Consider the following 22,126-nt stretch of genomic DNA (forward strand, 5'->3'; position numbering starts at 1 on the left):
TGCCTCCGGAGGATGGCGTCACGCAGTCGTGTGCGGGACGCTGGCGTGCTGCACCGCGGCAGGCGCGGCAGGCGCGGCAAGTGCAACAGGTGCCGTAAGTGCGGCCAGCCGGTGCAGCTTGTCCACCATGCTCGGCCAGAGGCTCTGGCTGAACTGCTCGCGGAAAAAGCCGAAGTGGCCGATGCGTCGCGCCTGCACGTCGGCCGGCGCAATGCGCTCGACCGCGCTCGGCGCGCCCGCGTAGAAGCTCAGCAGGCTCTCGGTGCCCGCGAGCGTCATGAGTTCATCGTCGGTGATCGACAGCGCGAGCACCGGAAAGCGCACCCGCCCGTAGCTGCGCGCGGCCATGTCGCCTTCGGCGCCCAGGCTGTAGCGCGGGTTCAGGCACCAGCGCCGCCATTGCAGGATCACGCCGCGCGGCAGGTCGCCCACCTTCTTCAGCTTGCGGCCTGGAAAGTAGCCGCACAGCCGCGTGACCAGCGGCACCAGCACGAACCAGAAGTAGAGGATGCTGCGCCGCAGCTTCGGCGCGTTCTCGCGCCAGTAGCCGCTCCCGGCCGCGATGCTCACGAGGCCCGCGACCTGCTCGGGCCGCTGCAGGAAGCCCGGCAGTTGCGCGCCGAGGCTGTGGCCCAGCAGGTAGAGCGGTTCATCGGGCAGCGCGGCCTTGGCGGTGTCGATCACCGCTTCGTAGTCGCGCGCCCAATCGAACAGGTCGGCCTTGAAGCCGCGCAGCGGCGCACCGCCGCGCGAATCGCCCGAGCCCCGGTAGTCGAAGGTCCAGACGCGCAGGCCCTGCTGGGCGAGCCACTGCGCGAAGGGTTCGTAGAACGACTGGCGCACGCCCATCGCGCCACCGATCACGATGCTGGCGCGCGGTGCGCCGGCGGGCTCGTAGCGGCGCACCGCGAGTTGCTGCGCGCCGCCATCGACCGGGAGTTGTTGCGCTTGCATGCCTTTGCCTCTTTCTTCGTTGATCGACCACCGCCCCGCGGCGCAGCGAGCGGGATGAGATGCAAGGCGCGGGTGGCGGGAAACCGGAGCGACCTGAAGGTCGTGAGGATTTCCCGACGGGTCCCGCAACGCCGCAGATCGCCCGCGCAATAGCCGCTAGACCCGCTCGAAGATGCCCGCAGCGCCCTGGCCCATGCCCACGCACATTGTGACCATGCCGTACTTCAGGTTCTCGCGGCGCAGCGCATGCACCACGGTCGCCGCGCGGATCGCGCCGGTCGCGCCGAGCGGATGGCCCAGCGCGATCGCGCCGCCCATCGGATTGACCTTCGAGGGATCGAGCCCCAGCGTGTTGATCACCGCGAGCGATTGCGCGGCGAAGGCTTCGTTGAGCTCGAACCAGTCGATGTCCTCGTGCTTCAGGCCCGCATAGCGCAGCGCGGCCGGAATCGCCTCGATCGGGCCGATGCCCATGATGTGCGGGGGCACGCCCTTGCTCGCGAAGCTCACGAAGCGCGCGAGCGGCGTGAGGCCGTACTGCTTGACCGCCTTCTCGCTCGCCAGGATCAGCGCGCCCGCGCCGTCGGAGGTCTGCGAGCTGTTGCCGGCCGTCACCGTGCCACGTGCGGCGAACACGGTGCGCAGCTTGGCCAGGCCTTCGAGGCTGGTGTCGGGGCGCGCGCCTTCGTCCAGGTTCACGGTGCGCGTCTTGGCGATCGATTCGCCGGTTCCCAGGTCGGGCGAGCGGTCGGTCACCTCGATGGGCGTGATCTCGTCGGCGAACTTGCCGGCCTTCTGCGCGGCCAGTGCCTTCTGGTGCGAGGCGAGCGCGAATTCGTCTTGCGCCTGGCGGCTCACCTTCCACTGCTGCGCGACCTTCTCGGCCGTGAGGCCCATGCCGTAGGCGATGCCCACGTCGCCTTCGCGCTCGAAGATGGACGGCGACAGCGACGGCGAGTTGCCCATCATCGGCACCATGCTCATGCTCTCGACGCCGGCCGCGATCATCACGTCGGCCTCGCCCACGCGAATGCGGTCCGCCGCCATCTGCACGGCCGACAGGCCCGAGGCGCAGAAGCGGTTGACGGTGATGCCGCCGATGCTGGTGGGCAGGCCCGCGAGCACCGCGCCGATGCGCGCGACGTTCAGGCCCTGCTGCGATTCGGGAATCGCGCAGCCGCAGATGATGTCTTCGATGGCCTTCGGATCGAGCCCCGGCACGGCGGCCAGCGCCGCCTTCAGCGTGGTCGCGAGCAGGTCGTCGGGACGGTAGTTGCGAAAGTACCCGCGGTGCGATTTGCCGATGGGCGTGCGGGTGGCGGAGACGATGTAGGCGTCTTGTACTTGCTTGCTGCTCATGAAGAAGCTCCTGAATTTTCTTGCTCCTTCCCCCTCTGGGGGAAGGCTGGGATGGGGGCCGACGGCGTCAATTCGATAAGCCGGTTGGCGATGGCCTGACGAACCCCATCGAGATTGATGAACGGATCGTTCGATGCAAAGCGCAACACATCGAACCCCTGTGCGCGAAAGAACTCGTCGCGTCGCGCGTCGTAGCCTTGCTGCGTCTGATGCTGCGAGCCGTCGAGTTCGACGATCAGCCTCGGTGACAAACATGCGAAGTCCGCGATGTAGTTGCCCAGCGGATGCTGGCGACGAAACTTCACGCCCAATTGCTCCGCACGCAGTCCGTCCCACAGTTTGCGCTCGGAGTCCGTCATCTCGCGGCGAAGCACATGTGCATTCGCGCGGGCATTGGGTGTGGACTGGTTTTGCATCGTGCTTGGTTGGAGAGCCCCCATCCCGGCCTTCCCCCAGAGGGGGAAGGAGGAAGAGGAAAACCCCGTCAATTTCGCACCGGCTTCCCCGTGCTCAGCATGCCCATGATGCGTTCCTGCGTCTTGGGGTGCACGATGAGCGAGCAGAACGCCTTGCGCTCCAGCGTCATCAGGTATTCCTCGGTCACGAGCGAGCCCGCGTCCACGTCGCCGCCGGTGACCACGTTCGCGATCAGGCCGGCGATGTGGAAGTCGTGCGCGCTGATGAAGCCGCCGTCGCGCATGTTCACCAGCTGGCCCTTGATCGTCGCGGCGCCGCTGCGGCCGGCCACGCGGAAGGTGCGGCGCAGCGGCGCGCGGTAGCCGGCGTCGGCCATCGCCCTGGCCTGCTGCAGCGCGACGTAGAGCAGCTCGTCCTTGTTCGGCACGATCACGTCGCTCTCGAGCAGGTAGCCCAGCTTCTTCGAATCGAGCGCGCCGGTGCCGACCTTGGCCATCGCCGCGGCGGTGAAGCCTTCGGTGAGGAAGGGCAGCAGGTCGGTGCCCGTGGAGGCCGATGCGTTCTCGGCCGCGCGGCGTGCGATGTAGGTGAGGCCGCCCGCGCCGGGGATCAGTCCCACGCCCACTTCGACCAGGCCGATGTAGCTTTCCATCGCGGCCACGCGCCTGGCCGAATACACGGCCAGCTCGCAACCGCCGCCCAGCGCCATGCCGCGCACGGCCGAGACGACCGGCACGCTGGCGTAGCGGATCTTGAGCATCACGTTCTGCAGCTCTTCTTCCGCGCCCTCGACCGCGCCGATGCCCGCGACCACGAAGGCCGGCAGCATCGCCTGCAGGTCGGCGCCGACCGAGAACATCTCGTCGGGCGACCAGATCACCAGGCCCTTGTATTCGGCTTCGGCCAGCTCGACCGCGGCGCCGAGCGCCTCGGCCACGTCGGGGCTGATGGCGTGCATCTTCGAATGGATGCTCGCGATGAGCACCTCGCCATCGAGCGTCCACACGCGCACATCGCCTTCGTCGCTGATCGTGGTGCCGGCGGTGTTGGCATCGGGCGCGTTCGCGCCGAGCACGCTCTCGGGGAACAGCTGGCGGTCGTGCACCGGGAGCTTGCGCTGCGGCACGAACTGGCCCTGCGAGGCGCTCCACGAGCCTTCGGGCGTGTGCACGCCACCGGCCTTGGCCACGGCGCCTTCGAACACCCACTTGGGCAGCGGCACGGTGCTCAGTGCCTTGCCTGCGTCGATGTCTTCCTGCACCCACTGGGCGACCTGCGCCCAGCCGGCTTCCTGCCAGAGCTCGAACGGCCCTTGCTTCATGCCGAAGCCCCAGCGCATCGCGAAGTCGATGTCGCGCGCGCTCTCGGCGATGTCCGCCAGGTGCACCGCGGCGTAGTGGAAACCGTCGCGCAGGATCGCCCAGAGGAACTGGCCCTGCGGCCCTTCACTCTCGCGCAGGAGCTTCAGGCGTTCGCCCGCGGGCTTCTTGAGCATGCGGCCGTACACCTCGTCGGCCTTCGCGCCGGCGGGCACGTACTCGCCGCTCTGGAGGTCGAAGCGCAGGATGTCGCGGCCGACCTTCTTGAAGAAACCGGCCTTGGTCTTCTGGCCCAGGTTGCCCAACTCGAGCAGCTTGGCAAGCACCGGCGGCGTCGAGAAGTTCGCGTAGAACGGATCGCTCTCGGCGTTCAGGTTGTCCTGCAGCGTCTTCACGACGTGGGCCATCGTGTCCAGGCCCACCACGTCGGCGGTGCGGAAGGTGCCCGAGCTCGCGCGGCCCAGCTTCTTGCCGGTGAGGTCGTCCACCACGTCGGGCGTCAGGCCGAACTTCTCGACTTCCTTGAGCGTGGCCAGCATGCCGGCGATGCCGACGCGGTTGGCGATGAAGTTGGGCGTGTCGTGCGCGCGCACCACGCCCTTGCCGAGCGTGCTGGTGACGAAGGCCTCCAGGTCGTCGAGCACCTGGGGCTGCGTGGTGGGCGTGTTGATCAGCTCCACCAGGAACATGTAGCGCGGCGGGTTGAAGAAGTGGATGCCGCAAAAGCGCGGCTTCAACGCTTCGGGCAACGCCTCGCTCAGCTTGGTGATCGACAGGCCCGAGGTGTTGGAGGCCAGGATCGAATGCTTGGCCACGTGCGGCGCGATCTTCTTGTAGAGATCGAGCTTCCAGTCCATGCGCTCGGCAATGGCTTCGATGATGAGGTCGCACTCGCCGAGCTTGGCGAGGTCGTCGTCGTAGTTGGCCTGCTCGATCAGGCCCGCATCGGCCACGTCGCCGAGCGGCGCGGGCTTGAGCTTTTTGAGGTTGTCGATGGCGCGCGTGACGATGCCGTTCTTCGCTGCACCTTGAGCGACAGCGCCGGTCGCGTCCTTGGCCGCCAGGTCGAACAGCACGACCGGAACGCGCACGTTGACGAGGTGGGCCGCAATCTGCGCGCCCATCACGCCGGCGCCGAGCACGGCGACCTTCTTCACTTGAAATCGGGGATTTGTCATTGAGTTACTCGTTGTCTAACAGCCGACCGTTCGGGCTGAGCCTGTCGAAGCCTTTCACGCTCTGCCCGGCCCTTCGACAAGCTCAGGGCGAACGGGTTGTGGTTACTGTGCGCGGGTCCAGGTTTGGGTGCGCCAGAAAGGCCCCAAATAGCCGCGCACTTCGAGCTTCTTGCCGCCGTCGATCGGCGTGAAGCTCGCGCGGTATTCCTTGCCGTTCTCGGGGTCGAGGATCTTGCCGCCTTCCCAGACGTCCTTGCCCTCGGCCTTCTTGCCGCCGCGGATGATTTCCAGGCCCGTGATGGGCTTGCCCTTGCGGTCGTCGCTGCACTCGTCGCAGGTCGCGTCGGGCTTGGTGTCTTTCTTCAGCGACTTCTCGATGCGGCCGGTGAGCGCACCGTTGGTCTCGGCGATGCGGATCTCGGCCTTGACCTCGCCGGTCTTGTCGTCGGCGTTGCGCCACAGGCCCACCGGGGTGGTCTGGGCCATGGCCGTGAAAGAAGTGGCGGCGAGGACGATGGCTGCAAGCGTCGATTTCATGAGCGGCTCCCGGTTTGGACGATGAGGAAAGTCGGTGGCCTCAGGCCAGTGCGGCATCGGTGTCCATCAGCACCTTGCTGCCGGCGCGCGCGGTGCGCATCAGCGTCGCGGTCTCGGGGAAGAGCTTGGCGAAGTAGAAGCGCGCGGTCTGCAGCTTGGCGACGTAGAACGGATCGGTGTTGCCGGCGGCGATCTCGCGCAGCGCCACTTGCGCCATGCGGGCGAAGAGGTAGCCGAACACGAAGTGGCCGGCCACGCGCAGGTAGTCCACCGCGGCGGCGCCCACTTCGTCGGGATTCTGGAAGCCCTTGAAGCCGATCTCGGTCGTGAACTTGGTCAGCTGGTCGCCCAGCATCGCGATCGGGTTGATGAACTCGGCCATCTTCTCGTTCACGCCCTCTTCTTCCACCAGCCTGGCCACGAGCTTGCCGAACTTCTTGAGCGAGGCGCCGTTGTTGCCCAGCACCTTGCGGCCCAGCAGGTCCAGCGACTGGATCGTGTTGGTGCCCTCATAGATCATGTTGATGCGGTTGTCGCGCACGAACTGCTCCATGCCCCATTCCTTGATGAAGCCGTGCCCGCCGAACACCTGCATGCACGAATTGGTCGCGATGTGGCCGTTGTCGGTGATGAAGGCCTTCACGATGGGCGTGAGCAGCGCGACCAGTTCGGCCGAGTCCTTGCGCACCTTCTCGTCCGGATGGTTGTGCTCCTTGTCCAGCAGCAGCGTGCAGAAGATCTGCAGCGCGCGGCCACCTTCGGCATACGCCTTGGCGGTGAGCAGCATCTTGCGCACGTCGGGGTGCACGATGATCGGATCGGCTTCCTTGTCCTTGGCCTTCACGCCCGAGAGCGAGCGCATCTGGATGCGGTCCTTCGCATAGGCCAGTGCATTCTGGTAAGCCACTTCGGTCAGGCCCAGCGACTGGTTGCCCACGCCCAGGCGCGCGGCGTTCATCATCACGAACATCGCGGCCAGGCCCTTGTTGGGCTCGCCCACCAGCGTGCCGGTCGCGCCTTCGATCACGATCTGCGCGGTGGCGTTGCCGTGGATGCCCATCTTGTGCTCCAGGCCCACGCAGAAGATCGGGTTGCGTCCGCCGAGCGAGCCGTCGGCCTTGACGTGGAACTTGGGCACCACGAAGAGGCTGATGCCCTTGCTGCCCTTGGGCGCGTCCGGCAGGCGGGCCAGCACCAGGTGAATGATGTTGTCCGTCATGTCGTGCTCGCCGGCCGAGATGAAGATCTTGCTGCCGGTGATGCGGTAGGTGCCGTCGGGCTGCGGCTCGGCCTTGGTGCGCAGGAGCCCCAGGTCGGTGCCGCAGTGCGGCTCGGTCAGGCACATGGTGCCGGTCCATTCGCCGCTCGTGAGCTTGGGCAGGTAGGTCTTCTTCTGATCGTCGGTGCCGTGCGCCACGAGCGCTTCGTACGCGCCGTGCGAGAGGCCCGGGTACATGGTCCAGGCCTGGTTCGCGCTGTTGAGCATTTCGAAGAGGCACTGGTTCACCACGAACGGCAGGCCCTGGCCGCCGAAGGTCGGGTCGCACGACAGCGCCGGCCAGCCGCCTTCGACGTACTTGGCGTAGGCGTCCTTGAAGCCCTTGGGCGTCTTGACTTCGTGCGTGGTCTTGTCGAGCACGCAGCCCTCTTCGTCGCCGCTGATGTTCAGCGGGAAGGTCACTTCGGCGGCGAACTTGCCGGCCTCCTCGATCACCGCGTTGATGGTGTCGGCGTCGGTTTCGGCGTGGGCCGGCAGGGCCTTGAGTTCGTCTGCGACGTGGAGCACTTCGTGCAGCACGAACTGCATGTCACGCACGGGTGGGTTGTAGGTAGGCATCCGGAACTCTCCTGGTCGAAGCTAGATAGAAAGAAAGAAAAAGGGGGGAATCGAAAAAACGAAAACGGTGCCGCGCGCTCAGCGCACGGGCTTCAGGCGCCGGCCGACCGGTGCGGGCGCGGCGTTCTCGTCAGCGGGCGCCTCCGGCGTGGCGCTGCGCGCGAGGATGTTGTTGAAGCCGACGGTCGCGCGGCCGATGGAGCCGGGCACCTGCAGGAAGCGCGCTTCGTAGTGCAGCGCGAGGATGAGGCCGTGGATCTCGAACGCGACCTGGCGCTCGTCGGCGTCGGCGCGCAGGTGGCCTTCGGTCTGCGACTGCACGATGGCGCGCAGCACGGCGGCCTGCCAGATGCTGACCGACTCGACCAGCGCATCGCGCACGGGGCCGGGGCGATCGTCGAATTCGGAGGCGCCGCTGATGTAGATGCAGCCCGAGTCGATCTCGGTCGAGGTGCGCTTCATCCAGTTGGCGAACATGGCGCGAAGGCGCGGAAGGCCGCGCGGCGCCGAGAGCGCAGGAAAGAACACTTCCTGCTCGAAACGTGCGTGATACTCGCGCACCACGGAAATCTGCAGTTCCTCGCGCGAGCCGAAGTGGGCGAAGACGCCCGACTTGCTCATCTTGGTGATCTCGGCCACGGCGCCGATCGACAGGCCTTCGAGCCCGATCTGCGCGGCCAGCGCCAGCGCGGCGTCGACGATCACGGCCTTGGTCTGCTGGCCTTTCTGGGCGGCGCGGGCCGGCTTGGCGGGAACGGCATTGACAGACATCGTGGAGCTCCGAATAAAACGAACGGTCGTTCTATTTTGCGGGAGCTTTGCACTTTTGGCCGCAAATGACCTTCTATTCCTGAAGGTTAAATGATGCGAAGCGGGGCTGTGCTGGCCCCGCCCCCATCAGAAGTCCTGCGACACCGGCCGCACGACCACTTCGTTGATGTCCACGTTCGCCGGCTGCTCCACCGCGTAGACCACCGCACGGGCGATCGCATCGGCCGGAATCTGGTTGGCGTCGTAGAACGCCTTCACGCCGGCCGCGGCATCGGCGTCGGTGCTGCCGAACTTCAGTTCCGACTCGACCGCGCCCGGAGACACGACCGTCACCCGCACGCCGCTGTTGCCCATCTCCACGCGCAGGCCTTCGGAGATGGCGCGCACCGCATGCTTGGTGGCGCTGTACACCGTGCCGATCGGCGTGAACACCTTGATGCCCGCGATCGACGCGACGTTCAGGATGTGCCCGCTGCCCTGCGCCTGCATCCGCGGCAGCACCGCGGCGATGCCGTAGAGCACGCCCTTGATGTTGACGTCGATGGTGCGGTCCCACTCGTCCACCTTGAGCTTCTCGATGGGCGACAGCGGCATCACGCCCGCGTTGTTGACCAGCACGTCGATGCGGCCAAAGGCTTCTACTGTCGCGGCGGCCAGCTTTTCCAGGTCGACGCGCTTGGAAACGTCTGTGGCAATCGCGACCGCTTCGCCACCGGCTTCGCGGATTTCAGCAACGACCTTCTCGAGCCGGTCGGTGCGGCGTGCCGCGAGCACCACCTTGGCGCCGCGTGCGGCCAGGTGGCGCGCCATGGATTCGCCGATGCCGCTGCTCGCGCCGGTGACGATGGCGACCTTGCCCTTGATGTTGTCTTGAACGGATGTCATGGGAAATTCCTTTCGGGTGTGTTGAAGAAGTGCATGCAGTGTGGAAAATCCACGCGTTCCAGTAAATGAAACTCTGGCGACTTTAGAATTCCACATCCAGGAACAAAGGAACACCCATGTCCAACCGCCTCGAAGCCCTGCGCGTCTTCTTCACTGCCGCCGATGCCGCCAACTTCCGCGAGGCGGCCGTGCGGCTTTCCGTGTCACCGCAGGTGGTGACGCGCGCGGTGCGCGAGCTCGAAGAAGAACTGGGCGAGCCGCTCTTTCACCGCAGCACGCGCGGCGTGCAGCTCACCGACTTCGGCCGGCAACTCGCCGAGCGCGCCCGCGTGGCCGTGGGCGGCGTCGACGAGCTCTTTCACCGCATCGACCGGCGCGCGCTGTCGCAGCACGCGGGCACGGTGCGGGTCACGGCGCCGCATGTGTATGGCCGGCTCATTCCGCAGGCGCTCGCGCCGCTGCTGGCGAGTCACCCGGGTCTGGTGCTCGACCTGCGGCTGTCGGAGCAGCATGCCGATGTGGTCGACCAGCAGATCGACGTCGGCGTGCGCGTCGGGCCGATGCGCGATGCACGTTTCGTTGCGCGCAGCGTGGGCCGGATGCCGCTGCGCGTGGTGGGCTCGCCGGCGCTCATCGACCGGGTCGGCGCGCCGAGCAGCATCGATGCGCTGTCCTCGCTGCCGGTGACCGCGCTCATCGACCGCAGCTCGGGCCGCCCCTGGCCCTGGGCGTTCAGCAAGAAGCGCGTCTTCACCGTGTCGTCGCCCGCGTTCGTGACCGACAACATCGACGCCGAATGCGCCGCGGTGCTCGCGGGTGTCGGCTTCGGCCAACTCATCGGGCCGCTGGCGGACCCGTGGCTGCAATCGGGCGCGATGGTGGAGGTGCTGGAAGCCGATGCACCCGAGCCCTGGCCGATCAGCGTCTACCGGCCGCAGCGCGCGCCGGTGCCGGCACGCGTGCGGCTGGTGTACGACGAACTGATCCGCGTGCTGCGCTGAAGACGCGGCGCGTCAGTCGTACTTCTGGCCGGTGCGCATCAGCTCGGGCGTGCCGATCACGTCGTTGAGCGCATCGAAGTCCAGCATCTGCGGCCGCCACGGCTGCGTGGTGCGGTGCTTGTGCAGGCTCGCGTAGTAGCCCTGCAGCGTGTGCACCACCGCGCGCGCCGTGCCGCCCGGGAAGATCGCGATGCGAAAGCCGTGCTTGTGCAACGCGTCCGCATCCTGGATCGGCGTCTTGCCGCCTTCGACCATGTTGGCCAGCAGCGGCACGCGGTCGCCGAAGCGCCGGCAGGCCGCATCCATCTGCTCGGGCGAGCGCAGCGCCTCGATGAAGAGCGCATCCACGCCGCAGGCGAGGTATGCCTCGGCGCGGTCGAGCGCAGCCTCCAGCCCTTCGACCGCCACCGCATCGGTGCGCGCGAGGATCAGCGTGTCGCTCGAGGCGCGCGCGTCCAGCGCGGCCTTGAGCTTGCCGACCATCTCGCGCTCGGGCACCACGGCTTTTCCATCGAGGTGGCCGCAGCGCTTGGGAAAGGTCTGGTCCTCGATCTGCACCATCGCCGCGCCCGCGCGCTCGAAGCCGCGCACGGTGCGCTGCGTGTTCAGCGCATTGCCGAAGCCGGTGTCGGCATCGACGATCACCGGCAGGCTCACGCGCTCGGTGATGCGCGCGAGCGTGTCGGCCACCTCGGTGAAGGTGGTCAGGCCCACGTCGGAGCGGCCCAGCCGCGTGTAGGCGATGGAGGCGCCCGAGAGATACAGCGCCTCGAAGCCGGCCTGCTCGGCCACGAGGGCGCTGAGCGCGTCGTACACGCCGGGCGCAAGCACGATGTCGTTGCGCGCGAGCCGGGTCTTGAAGGAAGTGTTCGTCATGGGGACGCTTTCGTCGAATGGATCAATGCAGCGGCGGTGCGCGCCGCGATGTAGCCGCCGGCCACGGCGCTCAGCAGGCCGTTGCCGGAGAGATAGCCCCACACCGCATCGCCCGAGACGCCACCCGCCGCACCGCCGGCGGCGAGCAGGTTGGCGAAAGGTGTGCCGTCGTGACGCAGCACGCGCATGTCGGGCGCGGTGTCGAGGCCGCCTTGGGTGTGGAAGAGCGCGCCCGTCACCTTCACGGCGAAGTACGGGGCGTCGAGTCCGCGTGCGAAGACGCGGCCATCGGAAGATGCCGCGTTGCCACGCATGGCATCGAGCGTGGCCTGCAGAACGGTTTGCTCGCAGCCGATGCAGTCCGCCAGCGCCGCGACCGATTCGCAGCGGCGCAACGCACCCGCCGCTTCGGCCTCGCAGAAATCCGGAAAGACGCGTGCCAACGCAAGCAATGGCGCATCGAACACGTTCCACGCGATGCCGCCCGGCTGCGCGAGCACATGCACCGCCGCCTCCGAGTAGCCCAGCGTCTCGTCATGGAAGCGCCGGCCTTCGCAGTTGATCTGCACGCCGCCTTCCATCATCACGGCCCACGACATCAGCGCCCCCTGCGGCGTGACCCACGAGCCGTGGCCCTGGTAGCCGCCGAGGTCGCGCAGCCGCGCGCCCAACGATTCGCCCCAGAGGATCGCGCTGCCGTCATTGCCTGTGTAGCCGCCGAAGGTGGCCTCGGCCATCTCGGGCAGCAACGCGCGGACCATCTGCGTGTTGCCGCCGAAGCCGTTGCAGGCGAGCAGCAGCGCGTCGCAGGCCAGCGTCTCGCGGCTGCCGTCGGGCCGGGCGTAGTCGATGCCGATCACGCGATCTTCGGCATCGAGCACCAGTGTGTCGACCAGCGCCTGCGTCAGCACGGGGATGCCCGCGGCCTCGACCGCCGACTGCAGCGCGGCCATCAGCGACGCACCGGTCTTCTGCGGCAGCGCGTGCATGCGATGCACGCTGTGCCCCGGATAGAGAAAACCGTCGAGCAGCATCCACTGCAGCCCGTGCCGCTCCTGCAGCGCATCGAGCGCCGGCCCGATGGACTCCGCATAGGCCTCGACCAGCGCAGGCGCCGCGCGCCCGTGGGCCTTGGCCTGGATGTCGGCGGCGAAGCGTTCGGCGCTGTCGTCGTGCACGCCGTGGATGCCGTGTGCGCGCTGCGTGCGGGTGCCCGGCGCGGGGATGAAGCCCGAGGACAGCGCGGTCGATCCGCTGGGCAGCGCGTCGCGCTCCAGCACCACGCATTCCACGCCCGCATCGGCCAGCATCAGCGCGGCCGTGAGCCCGCAGGCGCCGCCGCCGACGATGGCGACCGGTACGTGCGCATCGGCCTCGACCCGTGCCGCGCGGCGGATGAGACGCGAGGGGCTTGCTGTCATGCGAGCGATGCGGTGAAGGCCGCGCAGTCCGTCACCTCGGCCACGTTGCGCATGTCGGCCAGCGAGGTCTGGTGGCGCTCCTCGCCGAAGGCCGCGCAGCCGTCGGCGAGCACCAGCGTGCGGTAGTCGCGCATGTGCGCATCGCGCACCGTGCTCGCGACGCCGCCGTTGGTGACGATGCCGCAGACCGCGACGGTGTCGATGCCCGCGCGGCGCAGTACCCAGTCCAGCTGCGTGTTGAAGAAGGCCGAGTAAGCGACCTTGCTGACCGTCACGTCGATGAGCCCGGCCAGCGCATCGACATTCGCCTGGCCCCAGCTGCCAGGCGCGAAGTCGCCCTTCTTCAGGTACGGGCGCAATGCCTTCAGGTGCGGCGAGACCATCGGCTCGCCGCCCGCATCGGGCCACAGCGTGAACTGGCTCGCGACCACGAGGCCGCCCGCCGCCTTGAGCGCGCGCGCCACCTCGGCCACGCGCGCCGGCAGCAGCAGCGCCGGCGGGTTGGTGTCGCCGCCGCGCGCATAGGCGCCGTTCGCATCGAGAAAATCGTTCTGCAGGTCGATGACGACCAGCGCCGTCTTCGCCGCGATGGGTTTGGTCGCTTCGCTCATGACAGCCTCACCAGCAGGTTGCCGTGCGCATCGACCTCGGCGTTGAAGCCGGGTTCGAGCCACACGGTGGTGTCGGCCTGCTCCAGGATCGCGGGGCCTTCGATGCGCGCTGCCACCGGCAGCTCGAGCCGCGCATAGCGCACCGCCTCGTGCCACTGGCCGTGGTGGAACACGCGCTGCGTGCCCAGCGGCGCGGTGCTGCCCTCCCCTTCGGGCGCGAGCACCTTCAGGTCGAACTTGGGCCGCACGCCGATGCGCGCGTAGCGCAGGTTCATCACGCGGATCGGAATGCCTTCGAGCACGCGGCCGAACGCTGCCGTGTAGCTGGCTTCGAACGCGGCGCGGATCGATGCAGCCGTGATCGGCGCCTTGCCTGCATCGGCCAGCACCACGGGCAGCGTGTGCGTCTGGCCCGCGTAGAGCATGTCGAGCGCGATCACTTCGCGCACTTCGTCGAAGCGCACGCCGGACGAATCGAGGCGCTGCTGGCAGCTCGCCGCCAGCTCGTCGATGCGGCGCTGCACGTCGCCCACGTCCAGTTCGGTCAGCGGCTTGTTGAGCGTCTGCACCGCGTCGTGGCGCATGTCGGCGATCACGCAGCCGAGCGCCGAGGTCACGCCGGGGTAGCGCGGCACGATGCCCGTGGCGACGCCCACCTCGCGCATCATCGCGCACACATGCAACGCACCACCACCGCCGAAGGGCATGTAGGCGAAGCGGCGCGGATCGTGGCCGCGCTCGATGGAAACGAGGCGAATGGCACCCGCCATGCGCGCATTCGCCACCGTGAGGATCGCCTCGGCCGCGGCGTGCACATCCAGGCCCAGCGGGCGCGCGACGTGCGCCTCGATCGCCTGGCGCGACTTCTCCGCATCCAGTGCCGCGAGCAGGCCGCCGCCCAGCGGACGGTCCGCCGCGATGCGCCCCAGCAGCACGTTCGCATCGGTCACCGTCGGGCGCATGTTGCCGCGCCCGTAGCACGCCGGGCCCGGCACGCTGCCGGCCGACTCGGGGCCCACCTGCAGCATGCCGCTCGCGTCCACCGAGGCGATGGAGCCGCCGCCCGCGCCGATGGTCTCGATCTGGATCATCGGCGAGCGGATCACCATGCCGAACTCGATGGCGGTCTGCGCGGCCAGTGCCGCTTCGCCGTTCGCCACCAGCGACACGTCGAACGAGGTGCCGCCCATGTCGCCGGTGATCGCGTTCGGAAAGCCGGCCGCGCGCGCGATGGCCGCGCAGGCGATGACGCCCGCCGCCGGGCCCGAGAGCGCCGTGCGCACCGGCAGGTCGCTCGCGGTCTGGCGCGACATCACGCCGCCGTTGCTCTGCACCACCAGCAATTCGCCCGCGAAGCCCTGGCCGCGCAGGTCGGATTCGAGCCGGCCGAGGTAGCTGCCCACCACCGGCTGCAGCGCGGCGTTGAGCGTGGCGGTCGAGCAGCGCTCGAACTCGCGGATCTCGGGCAGCACTTCGCTGGCCGAGGTGACGTGCGGGTTGGGCCAGAGCTCGCGCACCGCCGCGACGGCCAGGCGCTCGTTCTCGGGGTTCGCGTAGGTGTTGATGAAGAACACGCACACGGCCTCGCAGCCGGCTTCGAGCAGCGAGCGCGCTTCGGCGCGCACCTGTTCCAGGTCGACCGCGGTGTGCAGCGTGCCGTCGGCCAGCACGCGCTCGTCCACCTCGCGGCGCAGGTCGCGCGGCACCACGGGCGTGAAGCTGCCGCGCAGGCCCCAGGTTTCGGGGCGGTCGCGGCGGCGCATCTCCAGCACGTCGCGGAAACCGCGCGTGGTGATGATGCCGGTGCGTGCCACCTTGCGTTCGAGCAGCGCATTGGTGCCGACCGTGGTGCCGTGCACGATGGTGGAAATGTCCGCGGCCGAATCGGCCACGCGCGCCACGCCGTTCATGAAGCCGCGCGCTTCCTCGCCGCGCGTGGAAGGCACCTTGACGATGCGCGCCGTGCCGTTGGCCTCGTCGAGCACGAAGAGGTCGGTGAAGGTGCCGCCGACATCGACGCCGACGACAAGGGATTTACCAGTGGAAGTCATTCGGAGGCTTTCTTCTTGCTGCTGTCGGTCGTCACATAGCCCATCGCGCTGTCGGCTTCGCGCTGCGGCGCGGGCCGCTCGGCCGCATGGCCCCAGCCGCCGCCGCCGGGCGTTTCGAGCCGCACGCGTTCGCCGCGCGCAAGCTGGATGCCGCGCATCTTCGAGACCATGGGCGGCGTGTGCCACGTGCCGTCGTTCTCGTAGCTGAACCTGTTGACCGCGCCCTCGCCGCCGCCCGCGATGCCCTTGGGCGGCGAGGTGCCGCGCTCGCCGAAGACGAACACCTCTGCGTCCTTCTCCAGCAGTTCGATTTCGTACACGGCGCCCAGGCCGCCGCGGTGCCGGCCGTCGCCGCCCGAATCGGCGCGCAGCGACCATTCGGTGAAGCGCACCGGGTAAGCGGCTTCGAGGATCTCCAGCGGCGGAATCGTCGCGGTCGAGATCGGCGCGTTGCCGTGCGAGAGACCGTCGCCACCCGAGTGCCCGCCATGCCCGCCGCCGAAGAAGCTGAACATCACCCAGCGCTGGCCTTCGCGGCCCTTGTCGCTGCGGTGGCCCGCGATCGACAGCGCGTTGATGGTGCCGTAGGCCTGCGCCACCGCGCGCGTCGGGTCGGCCTGCGCGGCCGCGCTGAAGATCACGTCGATCATGCGCAGGATGGTCTCGGTGTAGCCGCCGACCGGGCGCGGGCGCTCGCAGCTGATCACCAGCTTGTCGGGAATATTGAAGTCCACCGCGTCGAGCACGCCGGCATTGGCGGGCACGTCGGGAAAGAGGTGCTTGAGCGCGACATAGCACGCCGCCACCGCGGTGGCGCGCGAGATGTTCACCGGCCCCGCGCATTGCGGGGAGGTGCGAGAGAAGTCGAGCAGGAGCCGGTCGCCCGCCACCGTCATGTCCAGCGCGATGGTGAGCGGCTCGTTGGTGATGCCGTCGTTGTCCAGCACGTCCTCGAAGCTGTAGCGCCCGTCGGGCAGCGACGCGATGTGCGAGCGCATGAGGCGCAGCGCGCGGCCGCGCAGCTCGCCCAGCGCGTTCAGCACGAGGTCGTCGCCGTATTCGTCGAGCAGGCCGTTCAGGCGCTTCTCGCCGAGCTCCAGCGCCGCGAGTTGGCCGTTCAGGTCGCCCCAGAGGCTGTCGGGCAGGCGCGTGTTGGCCTGCAGGATGGCGAGCACGTCCGCATCGAGCACGCCACCCCGCACGATGCGAACCGGCGGAATCTGCACCGCCTCCTGCCAGCACTCGGTGGCGGCCGGGTTGTAGTTGCCGGGCACCGCGCCGCCCACGTCGTGCCAGTGCGCGGCCGAAGCCATGTAGCAATAGAGCTTGCCGTTGCGAAAGAACGGCTTGACCAGCTTGAAGTCGTTGGCGTGCGTGCCGCCGTCGTAGGCGTCGTTGCTGATCCAGATGTCGCCGTCCTTCATGCCGCCGCGCGGCCCGGCCGCCTTGGCGGTCGCGCGCACGGCGAAGGCCATGGCGCCCACGAACACCGGCAGGCCCGACTTGCCCTGCACCAGCGTGTCGCCGCTCACCGCGTCGTACAGGCCGTGGCAGGCGTCGTGCGCCTCGGCAATGATGGGGTTGAACGCGCTGCGGTAGAGCGTGGCGTCCATCTCGTCGGCCACCTGTTCGAGGCGGCCGCGCAGCACGGCGAGCGTGACGGGGTCCAGGGTGTTGTTCATTCAGTTCTCCATGTCGATGCGGTCCTTCTCCAGGAATACCGCGGAACCGGCTTCGCCGGGCCGCCGGTATTGCCCCCTGGAAGGGGGTTGGCGGCCACACGAAGTGGGCAAGCCTGGGGGTCAGTCAACCTTTGCGCCGCTGGCCTTGACGACCTTGGCCCATTTGTCGATCTCACGTTTGACGTGAGCGGTGAATTCGGCCTGCGTGGAGCCGACCGGTTCGGCGCCGAGCGCGGCCAGCTTCTCGCGCACATCAGGCAGCTTCAGGATGCGCTGCACCTCGGCCGAGAGCTTGTCCACCACCGGCTGCGGCGTGCCCTTGGGCGCGAAGAGGCCCGACCACGCGTCGGCATAGAAGCCCGGGTAGGTTTCCGCGATGGTCGGCAGATCGGGCAGCGACGGCGAGCGGCGCAGGCTCGTGAGCGCAATGGCGCGCAGCTTGCCGGCCTTGACGTGCGGCAGCGCCGACGGCAGCCCGTCCACCATCATCTGCACCTGCCCCGCGAGCAGGTCGGACACGGCCGGCGCGCTGCCCTTGTAGGGCACGTGCGTGATGTCCACGCCGGCATCGGCCTTGAGCATCTCCATGCCCAGGTGCGCGGCCGTGCCGTTGCCCAGCGACGCGTAGTTGAGCTTGCCGGGCTCCTTCTTCGCGAGCGCCACGAGCTCGGCCAGGTTCTTCGCCGGCACCGACGGATGCACCACCAGCACGTTGGGCACGACGGCCACCTGGCTCACGGCGACGAAGTCGGCCACCGGGTCGTAGGGCATCTTGCTGTAGAGCGAGGTGTTGATGGCGTGCGAGCCGGTCACGCCCATCACCAGCGTGTAGCCGTCGGCCGGCGACTTGGCGACGATGTCGGAGCCCACGTTGCCGCCCGCGCCCGCGCGGTTGTCCACCAGCACGGGCTGGCCCCAGTGCTCGCTCATCTTCACCGCCACCAGGCGCGCCGCCGCATCGGTGGCGCCGCCCGGCGGGAACGGCACGACGAGGCGGATCGCCTTGGTCGGGAAATCGCCCGCCTGGGCGGCCGCGGCGAGCGGCAGGCAGACGAGGAGCGTGCTCGCGAGATAGCGCAGGAGTTTCATGATGGGGGTGGGCTGCAAGAGTGGGAAGAGGGTCAGGCCGCGAGCGCTTGCCACAGCGCGCGCAGGGCGGTGCCGGCGGGCGCATCGAGCGCGATGTCGCAGAAGCGCGCGGCCCTCGGGCCCGCGACGCTGTGGGCGGCGTAGTGCGTGAACTTGGCGGCAAGCGCCGCGCGGTCGAGCGGTTGCGCCGCATCGCCTGCGATGGTGCCCACGGTGTGCTGCAGCGTGCCGCCCGCGCGTGTCACGGCGAGCGTGGCGCCGCGGTGCTTTCGCGCTGTCAGGTCCGCATCGGTTTGGAGCACGACCAGCGCTTCGAGCCGCCGCAACTCGGCGTCGTCGAAGCGCGGCGCGGCATAGACCGAGGGATCGACATCGCCGAAGCGCAGCATCGCCGCGACGCCGAACGACAGGCTGAACTGCGCCTGGATCGGCGTGCGCGGCGCGCGGTTGCCGCAGTAGACGATGGCTTCTTCGTACACGGTGAGCACGATGGCTTCGATGCCCGCGGTGTCGCCGCCTAGCTGCTCGCGGATCTGGCGCGCCGCCGTCGCGCCGTAGTGCACATGGCGCACAGCTGCGAAAGGCTTGATGTAGGCGTCCTGCAGCAGCGACGTCGCCGCATCGGGCAACGGCTGCGCGGTCGCGGCCGAGTGCGTTTGCGCGTAGTGGGCCAGCGCGCCTTCGGGCGCGTCGATGCCGGCCGCGCTCGCGAACGCCGATTGAAGCCCGAGCGATGCGCTGTGGCCGAGGTAGGTGTTGCGCGCGGTGCGGCCTTCGCGCACCGGCAGATAGAGGCTGGTTGCGAGCTGGCACGCAGCGATGTCGATGGCCTGCACGATGCCCGCCGGCGCGAGGCCGAGCAGGCGCGCGACACCCGCCGCCACGCCCAGCGCGGGCCAGTTCGCATCGACATGCATGCCGGGCCGGATGCGCAGCCACGCGCCGCAGCGCGCGCCGACCTCGTAGCCGAGCACGAAGGCATCGACGAAATCGCCCAGGCTCGCGCCGCGCCGCAACGCCAGCGGCAGCAGCGCCGCCACCAGCGGCACGCCGGGGCGGCCGTGCGCGAGCGCGTGGCCTTCGCAGGCCTCGTCCCAGGTCGCGGCCATGGCCAGCACCTGCGCTGCCGCCTGCACGCCCATCGCGGCGCCGCCGGGGAAAGCGAAGTCGCCGGGCTCGCAGGCCGCGAGCGCCGCTTCGAGCCGCCGTACTTCGTCCGCATGCCGGCCCGCGAGTGCGCAGCCGGCCGTATCGACCAGCAGTCGCCGCGCCTGCGACGCAGCGTTGGCCGACGCAGGCCGTGCCGCGTGCAGCGCCACCACGGCCTGCAGCACCGCGCGTTGTGCGTCGGCGTCAGGCTGCATCGGTTTCTTTCTTCGCGGCCATGCGCTGGCGCAGGAGACGCAGCAGCCCGCCCGCATCGACCATGTCCATGAGGAAACCCGGCACGGGCTCGCACGCGAGCGTGCGCCCTTCGGCATTGCGCACGGAGGGGGTGCGGGTGTCGAGTGCGATGCGTTCTCCATCGACCAGCGATTCGGCTTCTGCGCAGGTCAGCAGCAGCAGGCCGACGTTGAAGGCATTGCGGAAATAGAGCCCGCTGTACGACGGCGCGATCACCGCCGCCACGCCCAGTTGCACGAGCACGGCCGCGGCCTGTTCGCGCGAGGAGCCGATGCCGAAGTTGGGGCCGGCCACGATCACGTCGCCCGGCTGCACCTCGCTCGCGAACTCGGGGCGGATGGCTTCGAGGCAGTGCTTCGCGATGATGTCGATGCCGTGCTTCATCGCATGGCCCGGCGCGAGCGCGTCGGTGTCGATGTCGGCGCCCAGGCGCCACACCCGGTGCAGGGTCTGATCGGTCATGCGAGCACCTCGCGCGGATCGGTCACGCAGCCGCGCAATGCAGCCGCCGCCACCGTGTAGGGCGAGCCCAGGTAGACCTGCGCGCTCGGCGAGCCCATGCGGCCCTTGAAGTTGCGCGCGGTGGTGGAGATGACGGTGACGTCGTCGCCCATCGGGTCGCCGTAGCCGGAGCAGGCGCCGCACGCGGTCGGGAAGAGCTCGGCGCCCGCATCCATCAGCACCTGCAGCACGCCCTCTTCGCGCGCCGCCTCCTGGTCGCGGATGCTGGCGGGCGCCACGATCAGGCGGATGCCGCTCGCCACCTTGTGGCCGCGCAGCACCTGCGCGGCGGCACGCAGGTCGTCGAGCTTGGCGCCGGTGCACGCGCCGATGTAGGCCACGTCGACCGGCGTGCCCACGTAGCGGCTCACGCCGTGCGCGTTGGCCGGACTGTGCGGCGCGGCGACGTAGGGCTCGAGCGTGGAGGCATCGAAGCGATGGTCCGAGAGCGCCGCGCCTTCGTCGGTGAACCAGGGCGCCATGTCGACGGGCGGCGCGCCGGCGCCGGCCAGGAATTCGGCGGTGGTTGCATCGGGCGCGATCAGCCCGGCCTGCGCGCCCAGCTCGGCGCTCATGTTCGAGAGCGTCATGCGCTCCTGCATCGACAGCGCGACGACCGCCGGCCCCGCGAACTCGACCGCCTGGTAGCGCCCACCGTTCATGCCGAAGCGGCCGATCATGTGCAGCATCATGTCCTTGGCGGTCACGCCCGCGGGGAGCGCGCCGTCCCACCACATGCGGATGGTCTCGGGCACGCGCAGCCAGATCTCGCCGGTCACCATCACGCCCAGCATCTCGGTGCTGCCGATGCCGAACATGTAGGCGCCGAACGCGCCGCCCGTGGGCGAGTGCGAATCGCCGCCCACGCACAGCATGCCGGGGCGGATGTGGCCGTGCTGCGGCACCACCACGTGGCAGATGCCCTGGCTGTCGTACACGTGCGGCAGCTGCTGGTCGCGCGCCCAGTCGCGCGCGATGCGCACGATGCGGCGCGAGTCGTCGTCGCGCTCGGGCACGTAGTGGTCCATGACCAGCACCACGCGCGAGCGGTCCCAGATCTGCGCGCCCAGTTCCTCGAGCATGGGTTTGAGGCGCCGCGGGCCCGAGGAGTCGTGGAACATCGCCAGGTCGACGCCGCAGGTGACGATCTCGCCCACCGACACCCGCTCGCGTCCGCTTGCGCGTGCGATGAGCTTCTGCGCCAGCGTCTGCTTCTGCGTCTGCGCGTGCGCCGGCGCGCGGGTTGGAGCCATCGATGTCATTCCGGCTTGGCTCCCGAGAACTTGACCACCTTGGCCCAGCGCGTGATCTCGCTCTGCACGAAAGCGGAGAACTGTTCGGTCGAATTGCCGACGGGAATGGCGCCTTCGGTGTCCAGCCGCTGGCGCATGTCGGCCTGCTGCAGCGCGTGGCGCGCGGCATCGCCGATCTGCTTCACACGGTCGGCGGGCATGTGCGCGGGGCCGAAGAGGCCGAACCACGCGCTCGACTCGTAGCCCGGCAGCGCCTCGGCAATCGCCGGCACGTTCGGAAAGGCCGGCAGCCGCTTGGCCGTGGTCACGCCCAGCGCCTTGAGCTTGCCGGCCTGGATGTGCGCCTTCACGTTGCCCACGGCCGCGAACATCAGCTGCACCTGGCCCGCGAGCACGTCTTGCACGGCGGGCGAGGTGCCCTTGTAGGGGATGTTCACGATGTCCACGCCCGACTGCATCTTGAAAGCCTCGCCCGCCATGTGCAGCGAGGAGCCCACCGCGCCGATCGCGAAGTTCAGCTGCCCGGGCTTCGCCTTGGCGAGCGCGATGAGCTCGCGCACGTCCTTGGCGGGCAACGACGGGTGCGCCACGAGGATCGAGGGCGAGGTCGCCACGCAGGTGAGCGCGGTGAAGTCCTTCACCGGATCGAAGGGCAACGTCGGGTAGAGCGTGGCGTTGATCGCGTGGCTGGTGAAGCTCATCAGGAGCGTGTTGCCATCGGGCGCGGCCTTGGCGACCGCATCGGCGGCGATGTTGCCGCCCGCGCCGGGCCGGTTCTCGACGATCACCGTGCGGCCGAGCGCCGGGCCCATGCTCACGGCGAGCGAGCGCGCGAGCGTGTCGGTCGAGCCGCCCGCGGGCGCGCCCACCAGGATGCGCACCGGCGCATTGCCGATCTGCGCGAAGGCGCCGCCGGCCCATGCCGCGGCCAGCGACGAGAGGAGGATGTCGCGTCTTTTCATGTGTTGTTCTCCGGGGGA

Annotated in this window: 19 protein-coding genes; 1 reads left to right on the top strand and 18 read right to left on the bottom strand. The window is 69.0% G+C overall.

The window, feature by feature from the left end:
* Positions 1-18: 18 nt before the first annotated feature.
* The 8 genes from JC881_RS13985 to JC881_RS14020 form a co-directional block, all read right to left on the bottom strand.
* Complete coding sequence (locus tag JC881_RS13985; RefSeq protein WP_198786305.1) at positions 19-954, bottom strand: alpha/beta hydrolase family protein; 936 nt, start codon at positions 952-954, stop codon at positions 19-21.
* A gap of 156 nt (positions 955-1,110) precedes the next feature.
* Entirely contained in the window at positions 1,111-2,313 is a 1,203-nt protein-coding gene (locus JC881_RS13990; RefSeq protein ID WP_198786306.1) for an acetyl-CoA C-acyltransferase, read from the bottom strand.
* Positions 2,310-2,729 carry an endonuclease domain-containing protein gene (locus tag JC881_RS13995; protein ID WP_198786307.1) on the bottom strand — a complete coding sequence of 140 codons (420 nt, stop codon included), beginning with the start codon at positions 2,727-2,729 and terminating at the stop codon, positions 2,310-2,312. Before JC881_RS13995 ends, JC881_RS13990 begins: the two co-directional genes overlap by 4 nt.
* Before the next feature lie 68 nt (positions 2,730-2,797).
* On the bottom strand, positions 2,798-5,227 hold the full coding sequence (locus JC881_RS14000; protein ID WP_198786308.1) for a 3-hydroxyacyl-CoA dehydrogenase/enoyl-CoA hydratase family protein: 2,430 nt from the start codon (positions 5,225-5,227) through the stop codon (positions 2,798-2,800).
* 102 nt (positions 5,228-5,329) lie between these two features.
* Positions 5,330-5,764 carry a DUF2147 domain-containing protein gene (locus JC881_RS14005; RefSeq protein WP_198786309.1) on the bottom strand — a complete coding sequence of 145 codons (435 nt, stop codon included), beginning with the start codon at positions 5,762-5,764 and terminating at the stop codon, positions 5,330-5,332.
* Positions 5,765-5,804: 40 nt separating this feature from the next.
* Positions 5,805-7,601 carry an acyl-CoA dehydrogenase C-terminal domain-containing protein gene (locus tag JC881_RS14010; RefSeq protein WP_198786310.1) on the bottom strand — a complete coding sequence of 599 codons (1,797 nt, stop codon included), beginning with the start codon at positions 7,599-7,601 and terminating at the stop codon, positions 5,805-5,807.
* A gap of 78 nt (positions 7,602-7,679) precedes the next feature.
* Positions 7,680-8,372, bottom strand: a complete 693-nt coding sequence (locus JC881_RS14015) for a TetR/AcrR family transcriptional regulator (protein ID WP_198786311.1) — start codon at positions 8,370-8,372, stop codon at positions 7,680-7,682.
* Between the two features lie 126 nt (positions 8,373-8,498).
* Entirely contained in the window at positions 8,499-9,257 is a 759-nt protein-coding gene (locus tag JC881_RS14020) for an SDR family oxidoreductase (RefSeq protein ID WP_198786312.1), read from the bottom strand.
* 116 nt (positions 9,258-9,373) lie between these two features.
* Here JC881_RS14020 and JC881_RS14025 point away from each other — a divergent pair, with 116 nt between their 5' ends.
* Complete coding sequence (locus tag JC881_RS14025) at positions 9,374-10,258, top strand: LysR family transcriptional regulator (RefSeq protein ID WP_198786313.1); 885 nt, start codon at positions 9,374-9,376, stop codon at positions 10,256-10,258.
* A 12-nt stretch (positions 10,259-10,270) separates the two neighbouring features.
* Here JC881_RS14025 and JC881_RS14030 read toward each other — a convergent pair whose 3' ends face one another.
* From JC881_RS14030 to JC881_RS14075, 10 genes are all read right to left on the bottom strand, one after another.
* Complete coding sequence (locus tag JC881_RS14030; RefSeq protein ID WP_198786314.1) at positions 10,271-11,134, bottom strand: isocitrate lyase/PEP mutase family protein; 864 nt, start codon at positions 11,132-11,134, stop codon at positions 10,271-10,273.
* Complete coding sequence (locus JC881_RS14035) at positions 11,131-12,555, bottom strand: FAD-dependent oxidoreductase (RefSeq protein ID WP_198786315.1); 1,425 nt, start codon at positions 12,553-12,555, stop codon at positions 11,131-11,133. Before JC881_RS14035 ends, JC881_RS14030 begins: the two co-directional genes overlap by 4 nt.
* On the bottom strand, positions 12,552-13,166 hold the full coding sequence (locus JC881_RS14040) for a cysteine hydrolase family protein (RefSeq protein ID WP_198786316.1): 615 nt from the start codon (positions 13,164-13,166) through the stop codon (positions 12,552-12,554). The genes JC881_RS14035 and JC881_RS14040 overlap by 4 nt, the downstream gene beginning before the upstream one ends.
* Positions 13,163-15,217 carry a hydantoinase/oxoprolinase family protein gene (locus JC881_RS14045; RefSeq protein ID WP_198786317.1) on the bottom strand — a complete coding sequence of 685 codons (2,055 nt, stop codon included), beginning with the start codon at positions 15,215-15,217 and terminating at the stop codon, positions 13,163-13,165. Before JC881_RS14045 ends, JC881_RS14040 begins: the two co-directional genes overlap by 4 nt.
* On the bottom strand, positions 15,214-16,899 hold the full coding sequence (locus JC881_RS14050; protein WP_198786318.1) for a hydantoinase B/oxoprolinase family protein: 1,686 nt from the start codon (positions 16,897-16,899) through the stop codon (positions 15,214-15,216). Before JC881_RS14050 ends, JC881_RS14045 begins: the two co-directional genes overlap by 4 nt.
* Before the next feature lie 120 nt (positions 16,900-17,019).
* Positions 17,020-17,988, bottom strand: coding sequence for a Bug family tripartite tricarboxylate transporter substrate binding protein (locus JC881_RS14055; RefSeq protein ID WP_198786319.1), 969 nt, complete (start codon positions 17,986-17,988; stop codon positions 17,020-17,022).
* A 32-nt stretch (positions 17,989-18,020) separates the two neighbouring features.
* Complete coding sequence (locus JC881_RS14060; protein WP_198786320.1) at positions 18,021-19,352, bottom strand: MmgE/PrpD family protein; 1,332 nt, start codon at positions 19,350-19,352, stop codon at positions 18,021-18,023.
* Positions 19,342-19,854 carry a LeuD/DmdB family oxidoreductase small subunit gene (locus JC881_RS14065; RefSeq protein WP_198786321.1) on the bottom strand — a complete coding sequence of 171 codons (513 nt, stop codon included), beginning with the start codon at positions 19,852-19,854 and terminating at the stop codon, positions 19,342-19,344. The genes JC881_RS14060 and JC881_RS14065 overlap by 11 nt, the downstream gene beginning before the upstream one ends.
* Positions 19,851-21,155: a 3-isopropylmalate dehydratase large subunit gene (locus JC881_RS14070; RefSeq protein ID WP_198786322.1), complete on the bottom strand. Its 1,305-nt coding sequence runs from the start codon at positions 21,153-21,155 to the stop codon at positions 19,851-19,853. The genes JC881_RS14065 and JC881_RS14070 overlap by 4 nt, the downstream gene beginning before the upstream one ends.
* Complete coding sequence (locus JC881_RS14075) at positions 21,152-22,108, bottom strand: tripartite tricarboxylate transporter substrate binding protein (protein WP_042580266.1); 957 nt, start codon at positions 22,106-22,108, stop codon at positions 21,152-21,154. Before JC881_RS14075 ends, JC881_RS14070 begins: the two co-directional genes overlap by 4 nt.
* Positions 22,109-22,126: the final 18 nt, after the last annotated feature.

It is taken from the genome of Variovorax sp. IB41 (assembly GCF_016405905.1).
GTDB lineage: Bacteria > Pseudomonadota > Gammaproteobacteria > Burkholderiales > Burkholderiaceae_C > Variovorax.